The following is a 15,767-nucleotide window of genomic DNA, read 5'->3' on the forward strand; positions in this document are numbered from 1 at the left end:
AGCACACCGTTCCCTCCCCGCCATTGCGAGCGACGCGAAGCAATCCAGAATCCCACCGCGGTGACGGTCTGGATTGCTTCGTCGCAAGAGCTCCTCGCAATGACGGAGGGGCTATTCAGCCGCATCAAGAATGGGTGCGACGGCGACCTTGAAATCCCGTACCGGCGCCAAGCTCCGGGAGCGATAGATCAGGCAGGAGCAGCGCAGCAACGAGGCAAAATTGTTGACCTCGCCGTGATGGTCGAGCACCTCGTTGTAGAGCGTCGTCAGGAATTTGCCGACGCTCATGTTCTCCTTGGCCGCGATCTCCTCCAGCGTGTCCCAGAACGCCATTTCCAGACGGATCGAGGTGCAATGCCCACCGATCCGCAAGGAGCGGGTCTGGGATTCATAGTCGCGTTGGGGCTGATGCGCGAAGAGATGGCACATGGCGTCCTCCCGTCCTGTTGCCGTTTTTTCGCGATGCTACACCGCAGCCCGGTACCCCACAATCGGGACGGCAGCCGGAGATCGATCCATCCCGGTTGCGCGATTTTCTCGAACGTCCAATCCCATCAATGCGATAGACAGCCCTTTTCCCCAGGCCGCCACGTTCCTGTTGCCCAATACATGCTTTTGACGCAACACGGCTAAGAATAGCGTCCCGAATCTGAAATCGAACTCATGCCCGTCCGCCAATTACCCGAACAGGTCGTCAACCGCATCGCCGCCGGCGAGGTGGTCGAACGTCCCGCTAGCGTGGTCAAGGAACTGGTCGAGAACGCGATCGATGCCGGCGCGAGCCGGATCGACGTCTTTACCGATGGCGGCGGGCGCCGGCGGATCGGCATCACCGACGACGGCGGCGGCATGACCGCCAAGGACCTGTCACTGGCGGTCGAGCGTCACGCCACCTCCAAGCTCGACGACGAGGACTTGCTGCAGATCCGCACGCTCGGATTCCGCGGCGAGGCGCTGCCCTCGATCGGCTCTGTGGCGCGGCTCGCCATCACCACGCGGCACGCCGGCGAGCCGCACGCCTGGGCGCTCAATGTCGAGGGCGGCGAGAAGTCCGAGATCATGCCGGCCGCGCTCGCGCATGGCACGCGGGTCGAGGTCAACGACCTCTTCTACGCGACGCCGGCGCGGCTGAAGTTCTTGAAGACCGACCGGACCGAGGCGGAAGCGATCCGTGAGGTGGTGCGGCGCTTGGCGATGGCGCGCCCCGAAATCGCCTTCACGCTCGCGGGCGAAGAGCGCGCGCCGGTGACCTGGGCTGCGGCGCTGCCCGGCGTCGCCGGTCGCCTGACGCGTCTCGGCGACATCCTGGGGGCAGAGTTCCGCAGCCATGCCATCGAGGTCCATGCCGAGCGCGAGGGCGTGGTGGTCGCCGGCTATGCCGCAGCGCCCGCGCTGACCAAAGCCAACGCGCTCGGGCAGTATCTCTTCGTCAACGGCCGCCCGGTGCGCGACAAGCTGATCCTAGGGGCAGTCCGCGGGGCCTATGCCGACTACCTGCCACGCGACCGCCATCCGGTGCTGGCGCTGTTCGTCACGCTCGATCCGCGCGAGGTCGACGCCAACGTGCATCCGGCCAAGACCGAGGTGCGGTTTCGCAACGCCGGCCTCGTCCGCGCGCTGATCGTGCACGGATTGAAGGAAGGGCTTGCACGGGAGGGCCGGCGTACGGCGGCTAACAGCGGCGAGAGCGCGCTGTCGTCGTTCCGCCCCGCATTCACGCCGCGCCCGGCAAGCTGGGACTGGCGGGCGTCGCCATCCGCCCCGGTCGCGCCGATGCCGTCATTCGACGGCTCCGCCGTGCCGGCATTTACCGAACGCGCCCAAGCGGCGTTCGACGTCGGCGCACCCAGCGCGGACGTGCGGATCGAATCCCAGCCGGTCAGTGACCTGGTCGACCGCCCGCTCGGCGCTGCGCGCACCCAGATCCACGAGACCTATATCGTCTCGCAGACCCGCGATGGCTTAATCATCGTCGACCAGCACGCCGCGCATGAACGCATCGTCTACGAGCGGCTGAAAGCCTCGCTGGCGGAGAACGGCGTGCAGCGGCAGATCCTGCTGATCCCGGAAATCGTCGAGATGGATGAGGCCACGGTGGAGCGCCTGCTCGAGCGCAGCGAGGAGCTGGGGTCGTTCGGCCTTGCAATCGAATCCTTCGGCCCCGGCGCGGTGGCGGTGCGCGAGACGCCGTCGCTGCTGGGCAAGGCCAACGCGGGCGGGCTCTTGCGCGATCTTTCCGAGCACATGGCCGAGTGGGACGAGGCGCTGCCTCTGGAGCGCCGCCTGATGCACGTCGCCGCCACCATGGCCTGCCACGGCTCGGTGCGCGCCGGCCGAAGGCTGCGGCCGGAGGAGATGAACGCCCTGCTCCGCGAGATGGAGGACACCCCGAACTCCGGCCAGTGCAATCACGGCCGCCCGACCTATGTCGAGCTGAAGCTGTCGGATGTCGAGAAGCTGTTCGGGCGAAGGTAATCTTGGAAGTTACGGCCGCTTCAAAAACACGAACTCCGTGTCGTCATAAGCGCGCCGCTCCAATTCCTCGAAGCCCTCCGGCGTGACGAACTGCGCAACCTTTGCCTCTTCCACGACGAGCAGCGCGCCCGGCGTCAGCCAGCCGCCGTCGCGCAAGCTCGCAAGCGCCTTCTCCGCAAACCCTTTGCCATAGGGCGGATCGAGAAACACCAGCGAGAACGGCTCGACCGGATGCGCAGGACCAAGATCGGTCGCATCGCGGCGATAGACTTTTGTCACGCCACCCAAGCCCAGCGTCTCGACATTATTCCGCAGCAGGGCGCGCGCTTCCGCGCCATTGTCGACGAACAGCACGAATTTCGCGCCGCGTGACGACGCCTCGATGCCAAGCGCGCCGGTGCCGGCAAAGAGATCGAGCACGCGCGCATCCGCAATCGGATCGTCATAGGCGTGCACGAGGATGTTGAACACGGACTCGCGCAGGCGGTCCGCCGTGGGGCGAATGTCGCGCGAGGACGGTGAGGCCAGATTGCGCCCCTTCAAGCGACCGCCGACGACGCGCAACGTCAGTCCTCCTTCGGCGCCAGATCGCGTTTGCCGTGGTAGCCGCGCTTGGGACGGCGCGGCGGGCCGTAGCCGCTCGCCTCAGCCTCGTTGCGCTCGCGCGCTTCCTCGCTCCCGGTGCGTTGCACCAGCACGCGGCGGCCCTTGCGGTCGTTGATCACGCCGCGCTTGGTCGCCGGCTTCTTCTCGCGCGGCGCGTCGTCTCCCTCATGCGAGGCAGATTTCTGCGGCACGTCGAACTGCGCGCCCGATTTCTCGATGATCTTTTCGCCGAGCTGGTCGCGCAGCACGCGGGACTTGATCTCCTCGACCTGGCCTTCGGGGACCTCGCCGAGCTGGAACGGGCCGTAGGAAACCCGGATCAACCGGTTCACCTCGAGTCCCAGATGAGCGCAGACGTTGCGCACTTCGCGGTTCTTGCCCTCGCGGATCGCAAAAACCAGCCAGACATTGGCGCCCTGATCACGCTCCAGCGTGGCGTCGATCGGACCGTATTTGATGCCCTCGATCTCGATGCCGTTCTTCAGCTCGTCGAGCTGCGCCTGCGTGACGTCGCCATGGGCGCGGACACGGTAGCGGCGCAGCCAGCCGGTGTCCGGCAGTTCGAGCGTGCGCGCGAGCCCGCCATCATTGGTGAGCAGCAGCAGGCCCTCGGTGTTGAAGTCGAGCCGGCCGATCGAGATCAGCCGCGGCAGACCTTCGGGCAAATTGTCGAACACGGTCGGACGCCCCTCGGGATCGTCATGGGTCGTCATCAGGCCGCGCGGCTTGTGATAGAGGAACAGCCGCGTGCGCTCGCGCTCCGGCAACGGCTTGCCGTCGATGGTGACGACATCGTTCGAGGTGATGTCGAGCGCAGGCGAATTGATCACCCGGCCGTTGACGCTGACGCGGCCCTGCGTGACCATCTCCTCGGCGTCGCGGCGCGAGGCGAGGCCCGCGCGCGACAGCACCTTGGCGATACGCTCGCCGGCCTTCTTCGGCTTGACCTCTTCCTCGCGGCGCGGCCGCCGCTCGGAATCACGATCGCGCTCGCGATAGGCGCCGCGACCACCGAAGGCCGGACGCTTCTCGAAGATCCTGCTCTCGTCTTCGTTTTCGCGGCGTGGACGATCGCCGGAACGCTCTTCGCTGCGGGGATGCTCATGCCAGTCGGAGCGGCCCTCGGAACGCTCGCGCGGACGATCGAATTTCGGGCGATCACCGCCGCGATCGAACCTCGGACGATCATCGCGCGGACGATCGAACTTGGGACGATCGAATTTGGGGCGCTCGCGGAACGGACGGTCACCCGATGTGCGATCGTCGCGCGAACGCGAAAAGCGCGGACGGTCGTCGCCGCCGCCTTGCCGATCGTCGCGCTTCTGCCAGGGCTTGTCCTGACCACGGTCGCTGCCGCCGAAATCCTTGCGCGGACCCTTGCTGAAGTCCTTGCGCGGCGGCCGGTCGCCGCGCGGGGCCGCATCGCGCTTCTGCCAAGGTTTCGAATCGCTGCGCTCGCTGCGATTGCGGTCCGGTGCGCCGCGCGAAAACTTCCGCTCGCCGTCGAACTTGCGTTCCGGACGGTCGCCACGCGGCGCGTAAGGTCGTTTGTCGCCAAACTTCGCGTCACCGGTTCGGCCGGCCGGACGGGAATCGTCGCGATCCCTGCGCGGCGGACGGTCATCACGCCCATAGGACGGGCGATCACCGCGCGGCTTGAACGGCCGCTTGTCGCCATCGCGCGAGGGGCGATCAGAAAATGGGCGGTCGCCACGGGGCTTGAACGGGCGCTTCTCGCCGTCGCGCGACGGACGATCGGAAAACGGACGGTCTTCACGCGGCTTGAAGGGACGATCGCCACGCGGCTTGAAGCTGCGCTCGCCACGATCTTCGCCGCGCGGCCGGTCTTCACGCGGCCGGTCTTGGCGCGGCCGGTCTTCGCGATTGAACTTCGGGCGGTCGCTGAAGTCGCGGCGCGGGGCATCGCCCTCCTCGCGGCGGCGGAAGGGACGGCTGTCGCGGTCGCCGCGGGGCGGGCGGGCGTCGCCTTTGTCCCCGGGAGGGCCGCGCTTGGCGAACTTCTTGTCCGGTCCGCGTGGCTTGCCGGAGCGGCCCTTGGCGGGGCCGCCCTTGGCCGGGCCGCGATCACGCCGGCCGCGGGAATCGTTGTCTTTGTCGCTGTCGCGAGGCATGAATAATCTCACTCAGGGGGTGGCCAGAAAGCATTGTGCGCGCTCGTCTCGAGCCGCATGCTCAGGCAAATTCGGTAAGCACTTCTGCTGAAGGCGCAGCTACTAGCAGGTTTCTCGCGATGATACGAGGCTTGAAAGCCCCCTCTTTCATGGATTTGGCGCTCAAAACGGCCGAAAACGCCGGAAAGGCGGGCGAAGTTCCGATCGGATGCGTCGTGGTCCGCGATTACGAGGTCATCGCCACCGCGGCGAACCGGACGCTGACCGACTACGACCCCACGGCTCATGCCGAGATCGTTGCGCTGCGCGAGGCGGCCAAAAAGATCGGCAGCGAGCGCCTGGTCGACTGCGACCTCTACGTGACGCTAGAGCCGTGCACCATGTGTGCGGGCGCGATCTCGTTTGCAAGGGTGAGGCGGCTTTATTACGGCGCCGCCGACCCCAAGGGCGGCGCGGTTGAATCAGGCGTGCGGTTCTTCACCTCGCCGACCTGCCATCACGTCCCGGATGTTTATTCCGGGGTCGGCGAAAGCGAGGCGGCGCGGATGCTCAAGGACTTCTTCCGGGAGCGGCGCTAGGTCGCCGCACACCGCTGTCATGCCCCGCGAAGGCGGGCATCCAGTACGCCGCAGCTTATCGATTCAACAAGCACCGTCTCGGAATACGGGATCGCCCGGTCAAGCCGAGCGATGACAGTTGGGCCTAAACAGCAAAGAACTCGCGCAACGCCTTGGCGGTCACGTCGGGGTTTTCCTCGGTGAGGAAGTGTCCGGAATCCACCGGCATGCCCGCGACGTTGGTCGCCCATTGCTTCCAGATGTCGAGCGGGGTGGCGGCGGCTTGCGCCACGCCGGCATTGCCCCACAGCGCCAGCATGGGAATCGTGATCTTCTTGCCGGCCTCGAAATCGGCCTTGTCGAGATCGTAGTCGAAATAGGCGCCGGCGCGATAATCCTCGCACATCGCGTGGACGCGGGCGGGATCGCGGAACGGGGCGATGTAGTGTTCGAGCGCACGCGCGTCGATGGCGTCCAGCGTCTTCGACCTGGTCTGGCTCGCCATCTTGAAGCGCAGGAAGAACTCGCCATTGCTCGAGATCAGTGTCTCCGGCAGCGGATAGGGCTGCGCCAGGAACGTCCAGTGATAGATCTTCAGCGCGTAGGCGCGGTTCATCCGCTCCCAGTAATTATAGGTCGGCAGGATATCGAGCACGGCAAGCTTCGACAGCCGGCCGGGATGATCGAGCGCCAGCCGATACGAGACGCGGCCGCCGCGATCGTGGCCGGCGAGCGCGAAGTGCACATGGCCGAGGCGCTCCATCGCCTCCACCATCGCTTTCGCCATCGCGCGCTTGCTGTAGGGGATGTGCAGCGCATCGCTCTCGGGCATGTCGGACCAGCCGTAGCCGGGCAGATCGGCGATGATCAGCGTGAACCGGTCGGCCAGTTGCGGCGCCACGCGGTGCCACATCACGTTGGTCTCGGAGAAGCCGTGCAGCAGCAGCAGCGGCGGTCCCTTGCCGCCGACGCGGGCGAAGTTGCGCCCGAAGGAGGTGTTGATCCATTCGGAGGCAAAGCCTGGATAGAGGTCGGCGAGATCGGACATCTTCTGCATCCTTATCTGTCAGTGCTGGATTTGCTCAGTCTTGAGAATGCCCCAAAACAAAAAAGTCGAAAAACAACCCCATGCACAGTAGCTAAGTTCAACAGCCGCCTACACAATTTCGGAGTGCCGTCGGGCGGGGCCGCTCATTGCGCGCGCGTGCGAAAAAAGCCTGTCAGCGCTCGCTCAGATCTTGGCCTTCTCGGCATCCACCGCCTGCCAGCCGATGTCGCGGCGGCAAAAACCTTCCGGCCAGTTGATGCGGTCGACGGCCTGATAGGCGCGCACCTGCGCTTCCGTCACGGTCTTGCCGAGCGCGCAGACATCGAGCACGCGGCCGCCATTGGCGAGGATGGCGCCGTCCTTCTCGACCGTGCCGGCGTGGAAGATCTCGGCGGTCTCGACCTCTGCGGCGTCATCGAGCCCCTCGATCCGCGTGCCTTTCTGATAGTCGCCGGGATATCCCTTCGCCGCCATCACCACCGTGAGCGCGGCCTCCGGATGCCAGCGCAGATCGAAATTCTTCAGCTGCCCGTCGCAGGCGGCGAGGAAGGCCGGCACGATGTCCGACATCATCCGCAGCATCAGCACCTGGCACTCGGGATCGCCGAAGCGCACGTTGAACTCGAATAGCTTTGGGCCCTGCGTCGTCAGCATGATCCCGGCGTAGAGGATGCCGCGGAACGGCGTGCCGCGCTGCTTCATGCCTGATACCGTCGGCAGAATGATCTTGGCCATGATCGCGTCGTGGATCGCAGGCGTCACCAGCGGCGTCGGCGAATAGGCGCCCATGCCGCCGGTGTTCGGGCCGACGTCGTGGTCGAACACGCGCTTGTGGTCCTGGGCGGACGCCAGCGGAATGGCGGTCTCGCCGTCGCACAGCGCGAAGAAGCTGATCTCGCGGCCCGGCAGAAACTCCTCGATCACGACCTCCGTGCCGGCCTCGCCGAAGGCGCCCTCGAACATCATGGCGATGGCGTCCTCGGCCTCGCGCACGGTCTTGGCGACGACGACGCCCTTGCCGGCGGCAAGGCCGTCGGCCTTCACCACGATCGGCGCGCCCGTGCTCTGGACGTAGGCACGCGCATCATCAGCATTGGTGAAGCGCTTGTAGGCGCCGGTCGGAATGCCGAATTCGGTGCAGAGCGCCTTGGTAAAGCCCTTCGAGCTTTCGAGCTGGGCGGGGATCCTGTTCGGCCCGAACGCCTTGATGCCGGCGGCGGTGAGGTCATCGACGATGCCGGCGGCCAGCGGCGTCTCCGGGCCGACCACCACGAGGTCGACCTTGTTGGTCTTGCAGAAGTCGATCACGGCGGCATGGTCGGCGATTTCGAGTGCCACGCATTCCGCCTCGCGCGCGATCCCGGCATTGCCCGGCGCGCACCAGAGTTTGGTCACCAGGGGAGAGGCTGCGATCTTCCACGCCAGGGCATGTTCGCGGCCGCCGGAACCAAGCAGGAGAATGTGCATCGATGGCTCGGATTGAGGGGTTTGCTGGGGGCGGAGGTCGCACGAATCGGGGCGGGTGTGAAGGGGGCTGGCCCCGAACTCCCCGCCATTCCGGGGCTCGCCGCTCAGGCGCGAGCCCGAATTCATCGGGACTACATGCGCAGACGACCGGCGATGATGCGAAATTTATCTTCGCTTAGCCACGATGGGCTGTTGATCCCCGATATGCGTCTGCGAGTGCGGCCAGCCTCGTCATGTATCCCAATCAGCAGGACGTCGACTACGAACTCCGGTTGGAAGGCACGGAGGTGATCTTCGATCCAGCTCAGGAGTAGTCCTCCTCCCAACCCGCACTAAGGTATCAGGTATCGCCCCCGCGGGATTGACCGGCCCGCCGAGGTGTAGGACAGCAGCGTTGCGCGTGTTAGTAGAGGCTGCCCCAAATTTCACGAGACGGCTTAACCGATATGTACTCGCCGAAGTTTTCTCTAAAAATAGCCGACCTCCGCAAAGTAATCGGCGCAACGCAGCTTAAGATAGTTTGGAAGGCGCAAGTACGGGACGCAATGCGCAGGCAACCAATTCCCGATCCGCTCGAAAATCTCGACTTTCACGTCCGACTAGATGCAAACTGTGCGGCAATAGAAGCTGAAATTTGTTCGGCCTCATACGCTCCGCGTCAGCCCTTGCGTTTCTTAGCTGAGAAGTCGAAGGGGCTGTGTCGGCAGCTTGTTGTGCCGACTGCCAAGGACGCCTTGGTTCTTCAGGCTTTATCAAATGCTATCTGGAACGAAGTCAAGCTGCAGGCGCCGAGCAAGAAGTCCTTCTATGCACCAGCGGACCACAGCTTCTCGAAAATCATCAAGGGGCAAACCGCAGAATACGGCTCACTATCAGCGTGGCTAGCTTTCCAGCAGACGATTTTTGGTTTCACCGATACTAAGAAATTCTTGGTAGTTACCGACATAGCGAACTACTACGACTTCATCTCGTACGAGCATCTAAGGAACGTACTGGCGAGCCTTTCGGTCGTGAAAGAGCATGCGCTCGATCTGCTGATTTACACTCTCTCGAGCATGCTTTGGCAGCCGGACTATATGCCCCGTGTTCCCATTGGCTTGCCCCAGATGAACCTTGATGCTCCGCGTCTCTTAGCGCACTGTTTTCTGTTTGAAATTGATAGGCTGCTAGAAAGCATTCCGAATGCGGACTTCGCAAGATTTATGGATGATATTGATATCGGAGTTGACTCGATCTCGGAGGCCCGTGAGATCATAAGAAATCTGGACCTCGCGCTACAAACTCGTCAGCTTCGATTGAACTCGGGCAAGACCAGAATTTTGACGGAGATCGAAGCGCGTAAACACTTCAAGATCAGGGAAAATGAGTGGTTAAGCGCCTTATCTGACCGTATTGCAGCTAAAAGAAAGACGAAGAGTTCGATATTCAACGAGCGTCGAAAGATTGAGATTAGTATTCGAGTTGGCCTGAAGCGTGGCGCCTTCTCGTCGGGCAACGGGGACAAGGTGCTTAAGCGTCTTCTCAACTTGGCTCGCGACACATCGGCGCAAATCTCCGACGAAAATTTTTCGCTCATTTTGGCGAATTGGCCGTCGTTGAGACATGCACTTCTACAGTGGTGGCAGGCACATGTATCTCCTGCTCTCAAGCTCAACTTGCTTACGCAAATCCTTCAAGATGGCCATCTCGTAGATGACGCGTCCCTTGTCGAAATCGCCAGTGCCATTGTGGCGGCACGTTTGCCGGACAATAGTTGGGTACGTGGACACATCAAACAAACGCTAAGTGGTCTCGGTTCTTCGTCTATATGGAGCTTGTATGCCCAAATCTGGCTTGCTTCGAAGTACTCATCGAACGATGAACTCATGGCAATAATTGAGACGAAGGCCTCCATGTGGGGAAGCAACGAGCATCTCACCCGACTAGTCGCGGGGATGTTTTGCAGATTTGTTGGCTCTCCGCTTCAACCAAAGTTTGAGGCAATACTTCGCAAGGCAGGGGGCTTTGCTACCTCAAGTGTAACGCTGTTTCACTATGAGCTTGCTAATACCGTTGCAGGCTTCACAGCCATCAGAAAATTCATCGTTGCTCACAACACTTCACTTCCAAATCGCATTTCGCACGCAAAATTTTTGATGCTCCTCTCGCTCCTTCGGAACGCGGGCATTGCGCCGGTGGCAGTAACCCAATTGAAAACCATCCACGCAGTCGCTCTAACGGACCCATTTTACGCTCACCTTGTACCGTAAGCAGCCTTGCCAATGGGCTAAATCTGCTTTCCGCAGAAACTCTGACAGGCGACCGATTTCTTTTACCCCTGCCGCCCCGCAATTATCTCCTGCAACGTCGAAACATGCCGCGCAAACGCGCCTCGGCCGGCGGCGGTGGCGGTCACCGTGGTCTGCGGCTTCTTTCCCACAAAAGCCTTCTCCACCGACACATACCCCGCCTTCGCCAGCGTCTCGATATGCGCGCCGAGATTGCCGTCGGTCGCGCCGGTGAGCTTTTTCAGCCGGGAAAACTCCAACCCTGCGGCGGCTGGCAGCGCGTTCAGCGCTGCCATGATCTTCAGCCGCAACGGCTGGTGGATGATGTCGTCGAGTTCGGCCATCAGATCCGCCGCATCCAGAGCCCGCCGAGGATCAGGCCACCGCCGTTGACAAAGGCCATCCAGAGCGGAAACCCCTCGCCGGTGTAGAAATAGCCGATCAGCGTCAGCGCGGAGATGCCTAGACCGATCGCAATGAAGGCATAGCCGAACCAGAGACCCGCCAGCGTATAGAACAGCATGAAGTAGAGCGGCCAGAACGTACCCAGCTGGCGCGGACCGAAATGACCGAGCACGCTGGTGCAGAGATAACCGAAGGCGAAGAACAGCACGAACACCAGAAGCAGTCTGACGTTGAAGGCGGTGCCATGGGGGTGATGCGGCGGATTGAAAATGCGGAGCGCAACCAGACCGCCGGCGCCCAGAACGTCCACGGCAACCCAGGCGTAGACCGCATAGACCGGCCAGAGCCAGGTCACGAGATTGCCCGCGAACACCAGGACGCCCCACCAGACGGCAGCATGGCTCGCCAGCTCGTAGAGCTGCGATTGCTTCACGCGCTGGACGATGTCGTCGATATCGGCCAGCGCTGCGGACGCCTCCTTGCTGTCGATCATGACTGCCCCGCCCCGCGCGTTGCCACATCCTCGGCGACGATCGAGATCGCCTTCGGGTTGGTGACGATACCCATGTGGTTGATGCCGTCGATGATCTTGACATCGACCGACGGCTTGATGGCCTGCACGGTCTCCGCGTATTTATCCGAGATCATCATCTCGTCGTCGGCGCCGCCGAAGATCGTGATCGGATGCGTTACCGCCGCAAGATCGACGCGATAGCCGCGCGTCGCGAAATTGCGCGTCAGGCGGTCGGAATAGGTGGAGACGAGATACTTTGCCGAACTCGCCGGCACGGCGAGAGCGAGCACCGGAAGCTGCGCGCAGCAGTCGATGCCGAGCTTGCGCAGGGTGGCGAGCCCAAGAAAGCGCGGCAGGTCGAAGTTGGCCCAGCCGCCGGCACGCGGCTTGTTGGTCGGCGCGTCATAGCCGAGGTAGGGCGCCAGCAGCACCGTGCGCACGAACATGTCCTGCATGATCGGCGTCGCGGCGACGCGCAGCGAGAAGCCGGCGCCGGCGGAGTGGCCGATCAAGGTGAGCGGCAGATCCGGCGCGCTCTTGCGCAGCTCGGCGACGAAATCGACGAGGTCGTCCTCGAGCTGGCCGACATAACCGATGTCGCCGCGCGTGCCGGAGCCGCCATGGCCGCGGGTGTCGAGCGCCCAGGTCTCCACCCCGCGCGAGGCGATCGCATGGGTCAGCGCATGATTGACGGTGCCGCTGGAGCCGGAGGAGCCGTGGATGAAGATCGCGCCACGGCCCGTTACGGCTCCAATGGGGGCGTAGTGGCGGAAACCGATCCAGGTGCCGTCGCGGGCCTGAAAGCGTTCCAGGGCCGGCAGCGTGGACCAGTCGATGCCCTTGGCGGAGTCGGAGACCGATCGCATCTCCGGCGGTCGTTCCAGTGGCGTTGCAATCATCGCGGCCAGAATCAGCGCGACACCGCCGGCCGCACACAAGACCCATTTCAGTCCGCTCAAAACGCCGCGCAGCAATCGAATGGCCATGATCAATTCTCCTCAAATCGGTTCAATATAGAGTACTCTATAGTATAGAGTACTCTTCTGGTCAATCCCCGGATTGGCGCCGCGCGGCGAAAATCCTTAACGTCGGGTCTGACCCCAAAATGCCGAATCGTTTGCCGATGCCGACTGCAGAGCCTCTGCTCAACACCCCCGAATTCACCGTTTCCGAGCTCTCGCAGTCCCTGAAACGGACGGTGGAGGACACCTATGGCCATGTCCGGGTCCGCGGCGAGATCTCCGGATTCCGCGGCGCGCATTCCTCCGGCCATTGCTATTTTGCGCTCAAGGACGAGAGCGCCAAGATCGAGGCGGTGATCTGGAAGGGCGTGCACGGCCGCATGCGCTTCAAGCCCCAGGAGGGGCTCGAGGTCATCGCCACCGGCAAGCTCACGACCTATCCGGGCTCCTCGAAATACCAGATCGTGATCGAGGCGCTGGAGCCGGCCGGCATCGGCGCCCTGATGGCGCTGATGGAGGAGCGCAAGCGGAAGCTCGCCGCCGAAGGCCTGTTCGACGAGGCGCGCAAGCAGCTTCTGCCGTGGCTGCCGGAAGTCATCGGCGTGGTGACCTCGCCGACCGGCGCCGTGATCCGCGACATCCTGCATCGCCTGGAGGACCGCTTTCCCCGCCACGTGCTGGTGTGGCCGGTGAAAGTTCAGGGCGAAGGTTCGGCCGAGCAGGTCGCGGCCGCGATCCGCGGCTTCAATGCGCTGCCGGAGGGCGGCAAGATTCCGCGCCCCGACGTGCTGATCGTCGCGCGCGGCGGCGGCTCGCTGGAGGATCTGTGGTCGTTCAACGAGGAGATCGTGGTCCGTGCCGCTTCCGAGAGCATGATCCCGCTGATCTCGGCCGTGGGGCATGAGACCGACATCACGCTGATCGATTTCGTCGCCGACAAGCGCGCGCCGACGCCGACGGCGGCGGCCGAGATGGCGGTGCCGGTGCGCAGCGATCTCTTTGTCGAGGTCGGCGATCTCGGGCGACGCACCCGGTCCTGCTGGCAACGCGGCCATGAGAGCCGTCGCAGCGAGCTGCGTGCCGCCGCGCGCGCGCTGCCGGCCGCCGGCGATTTGCTGGCGATCCCGCGGCAGCGGCTGGATTCGGCGGGCGCGTCCCTGCCCCGCTGCCTCAAGGCCAACACCCACGCGCATTTCCGCCGGTTCACCGCGGCCGGCGCCAAGCTGACGCTGCGGGTGCTGCACGGCCAGATCTCGCAGGCCGATCATCGCCTCACCGTGTGCGGCGAGCGGCTCGGACTATCCGCGCGCTCGCTGTTGCGGCGGCGGCGCGACCGCTTTGCCGGACTTGAAGTGCGCCTGCGCGCCTCAAAGCTCTCCAATGCGCAGGCGCAGCGCAACGCGATTCACCGCCAGCGCGAGCGCACACATCGTCTTGCCGAGCGCGCGGGCCGCGCGCTGGTGACGCTGTTGCAGCGGCTCGATGCCCGCGTCGAGAACAGCGGCAAGCTGCTCTCCGCGTTGTCCTATCGCGGCGTGCTCGCGCGCGGCTTTGCGCTGGTGCGCGACGAGGCCGGCCATCCCCTGCATTCGGCCGACAGCGTCGGGCCCGGCGCAAGGGTCGAGATCGAGTTTGCGGATGGCCGCGTGGGTGCGACCGCGGATGCGGATCGTGCAGCACCGACGGCAAAGCGCTCGCCATCGCAAGCGAAGCCGGCGGCGCAGGACGCCAAGCCTGCGCCGAAGCGCGTGGGCAAGCCGGTGGATCAGGGGAATTTGTTTTAGAGGCGCGAGGGCGTCGCGCCACCCTCAGTGTCATTCCCCGCGCAGGCGGGGAATCCAGTACGCCGCAGCCTCTCGATGAGCCACTGACGTCTCGGAGTACTGGATCGCCCGGTCAAGCCGGGCGATGACAGCGAGAGTGTGGCACGGGCACGCAATCCCAAGCTCGTCATTGCGAGGAGCCCTTGCGACGAAGCAATCCAAGAACCCCTCACCGGAAAGTCTGGATTGCTTCGCTGCGCTCGCAATGACGGTGTGGCAGCAGCCCGCCCTACCGGCAGGACAAGCCCGCGTCGATCGTGGTCCAGAAGCCGCAATGTTCCGGCGCACGCATTGGCGCGCCGGCATGGGCTTCGAACAGATGGGCTTCGAACAGGAAGACCGCGACGGTGAAGACGATCAGGGCGGAGGAGAACAGGACGAAGCGATTGCGCATGGGATTGCGTTTAATTGACATCGTGGTCGAATGATGGCGTCGTCACGGGCTGAAACCGCATTGAAGCGCGATCCGTAGAGTCACGGTCGGCCATTTCCGTGCAGGGCGGTGGTCGATGCGGGGCTGTCCGCTGTTGTTCCCAAGGGCGGCCCCGCCTTCGCTTCTCACGAGCTACGGCGCGGCGAGCCCTCATCCCGAGCCTACCGCGCCAGCCACTCCGCGACTTCCTTCTGCGACTCCGCGCGCGCTGCCGCATCGGTGCCGAGATGGCCGTGCTCGGGCGCGGCGGCATCAAGGCTGCCGGCGGCGGCGTGCAGCGGCGTGTTGGCGCGGTCGAAGTCGTGATAGGCGCCGGGATAGACCACGATGCGCGCGAGCGCGCTGCGGCCATGCGCACCCTCGACCATCTGGCGGCAGGCCGGCGGCGACGAGACGTCGTCATTGCCGCCGATCAGCACCAGCGTCGGCACCCGTGTGCTCCACCCTAGCCCTGCGGAAATCCTGCAGTCCGGATAGAACGCGATCGCGGCGCGGAAATCAGGGCCCACATCGCGCGCCAAGCTCTGCGGACGCACGGCCCAGAGCAGCGCGCTGGCGCCATTGGCCCATCCCATCAGGCTGACGCGGTCGCGCGCAACCCAACTCTGCCGCATCAACCAGGCGCGCGACGCCGCGATGTCGGTGACGCGTTCGCGCCGCGCCTTGACGTGGATCTCCTTGACGCGGCATTGCGGCCCGAGTTCGCGCGAGCCGTAGCTGTCGGGAAAGAGTACGGCGTTGCCGGACTTGAGCAGCCGCTCGGCCCAGTCGCGATAGCGCGGCAGCACGGAATCGGAATGGCCACCGAGCCCGCCGCAGCCGTGCAGCGCGATCACGGTCGGAAACGGCCCCGTGCCCTCGGGCTTGTAGAGCTGCGCATGCAGCACGCCGGACGCCAGCGGAATCTCGACCGGCTGCGGCGCCGGCGACGCTTGCGCGGCCGACATCAGCAACGTCAGGAACAGGGCGGTGAACGGAAGGCGCATCGAACTTTGCCGTTGGATCCTTCGCTCAAGCACTATCACGCGGAAACGGCGCCAAAACATCACAAACCGGTGGGTTTACCGGGCGGACAAGC

At 64.2% G+C, this 15,767-nt stretch carries 14 protein-coding genes; 4 read left to right on the plus strand and 10 right to left on the minus strand.

The annotated features are described in order from the left end of the window. Nucleotides 1–111 precede the first annotated feature (111 nt). Nucleotides 112–429, minus strand: a complete 318-nt coding sequence (locus IVB40_RS30440) for a ribbon-helix-helix domain-containing protein (protein ID WP_027565409.1) — start codon at nucleotides 427–429, stop codon at nucleotides 112–114. 234 nt (nucleotides 430–663) lie between these two features. On the opposite strand from IVB40_RS30440, the gene mutL reads away from it, so the two are divergent. Beyond that, nucleotides 664–2,475 (plus strand): DNA mismatch repair endonuclease MutL, encoded by a 1,812-nt coding sequence (gene mutL, locus IVB40_RS30445; RefSeq protein ID WP_247817196.1) that lies wholly within the window; start codon nucleotides 664–666, stop codon nucleotides 2,473–2,475. Between the two features lie 9 nt (nucleotides 2,476–2,484). Here mutL and rsmD read toward each other — a convergent pair whose 3' ends face one another. Both rsmD and IVB40_RS30455 read right to left on the minus strand, forming a co-directional pair. Continuing rightward, nucleotides 2,485–3,039 (minus strand): 16S rRNA (guanine(966)-N(2))-methyltransferase RsmD, encoded by a 555-nt coding sequence (gene rsmD / locus IVB40_RS30450; protein WP_247284559.1) that lies wholly within the window; start codon nucleotides 3,037–3,039, stop codon nucleotides 2,485–2,487. Between the two features lie 2 nt (nucleotides 3,040–3,041). After that, nucleotides 3,042–5,213, minus strand: a complete 2,172-nt coding sequence (locus tag IVB40_RS30455; RefSeq protein ID WP_247357950.1) for a pseudouridine synthase — start codon at nucleotides 5,211–5,213, stop codon at nucleotides 3,042–3,044. Between the two features lie 119 nt (nucleotides 5,214–5,332). On the opposite strand from IVB40_RS30455, the gene IVB40_RS30460 reads away from it, so the two are divergent. Then, nucleotides 5,333–5,791: a nucleoside deaminase gene (locus tag IVB40_RS30460; protein ID WP_247819613.1), complete on the plus strand. Its 459-nt coding sequence runs from the start codon at nucleotides 5,333–5,335 to the stop codon at nucleotides 5,789–5,791. Nucleotides 5,792–5,915: 124 nt separating this feature from the next. Here IVB40_RS30460 and IVB40_RS30465 read toward each other — a convergent pair whose 3' ends face one another. Further along, on the minus strand, nucleotides 5,916–6,818 hold the full coding sequence (locus IVB40_RS30465) for an alpha/beta hydrolase (protein ID WP_247817197.1): 903 nt from the start codon (nucleotides 6,816–6,818) through the stop codon (nucleotides 5,916–5,918). A 183-nt stretch (nucleotides 6,819–7,001) separates the two neighbouring features. Beyond that, nucleotides 7,002–8,285: a phosphoribosylamine--glycine ligase gene (gene purD / locus IVB40_RS30470; RefSeq protein WP_247817198.1), complete on the minus strand. Its 1,284-nt coding sequence runs from the start codon at nucleotides 8,283–8,285 to the stop codon at nucleotides 7,002–7,004. A gap of 446 nt (nucleotides 8,286–8,731) precedes the next feature. On the opposite strand from purD, the gene IVB40_RS30475 reads away from it, so the two are divergent. After that, nucleotides 8,732–10,534: an RNA-directed DNA polymerase gene (locus IVB40_RS30475; RefSeq protein ID WP_247817199.1), complete on the plus strand. Its 1,803-nt coding sequence runs from the start codon at nucleotides 8,732–8,734 to the stop codon at nucleotides 10,532–10,534. A 62-nt stretch (nucleotides 10,535–10,596) separates the two neighbouring features. Here the strand turns inward: IVB40_RS30475 and IVB40_RS30480 are convergent, their stop codons facing one another. The 3 genes from IVB40_RS30480 to IVB40_RS30490 are packed head-to-tail and all read right to left on the minus strand — an operon-like array spanning nucleotide 10,597 to nucleotide 12,457. Continuing rightward, nucleotides 10,597–10,896, minus strand: coding sequence for a transcriptional regulator (locus IVB40_RS30480; RefSeq protein ID WP_247817200.1), 300 nt, complete (start codon nucleotides 10,894–10,896; stop codon nucleotides 10,597–10,599). Continuing rightward, entirely contained in the window at nucleotides 10,896–11,450 is a 555-nt protein-coding gene (locus IVB40_RS30485) for a hypothetical protein (protein WP_247817201.1), read from the minus strand. Before IVB40_RS30485 ends, IVB40_RS30480 begins: the two co-directional genes overlap by 1 nt. Continuing rightward, nucleotides 11,447–12,457 (minus strand): alpha/beta fold hydrolase, encoded by a 1,011-nt coding sequence (locus IVB40_RS30490; RefSeq protein WP_247817202.1) that lies wholly within the window; start codon nucleotides 12,455–12,457, stop codon nucleotides 11,447–11,449. Before IVB40_RS30490 ends, IVB40_RS30485 begins: the two co-directional genes overlap by 4 nt. Before the next feature lie 137 nt (nucleotides 12,458–12,594). Between IVB40_RS30490 and xseA the strand changes: the two genes are divergently transcribed. Further along, nucleotides 12,595–14,217: an exodeoxyribonuclease VII large subunit gene (xseA, locus tag IVB40_RS30495; protein ID WP_247817203.1), complete on the plus strand. Its 1,623-nt coding sequence runs from the start codon at nucleotides 12,595–12,597 to the stop codon at nucleotides 14,215–14,217. 268 nt (nucleotides 14,218–14,485) lie between these two features. Here the strand turns inward: xseA and IVB40_RS30500 are convergent, their stop codons facing one another. After that, nucleotides 14,486–14,650: a hypothetical protein gene (locus IVB40_RS30500; RefSeq protein ID WP_106941443.1), complete on the minus strand. Its 165-nt coding sequence runs from the start codon at nucleotides 14,648–14,650 to the stop codon at nucleotides 14,486–14,488. 200 nt (nucleotides 14,651–14,850) lie between these two features. Next, complete coding sequence (locus IVB40_RS30505) at nucleotides 14,851–15,675, minus strand: dienelactone hydrolase family protein (RefSeq protein ID WP_247817204.1); 825 nt, start codon at nucleotides 15,673–15,675, stop codon at nucleotides 14,851–14,853. Nucleotides 15,676–15,767: the final 92 nt, after the last annotated feature.

Source organism: Bradyrhizobium sp. 40, from assembly GCF_023100925.1.
Classification (GTDB): domain Bacteria; phylum Pseudomonadota; class Alphaproteobacteria; order Rhizobiales; family Xanthobacteraceae; genus Bradyrhizobium.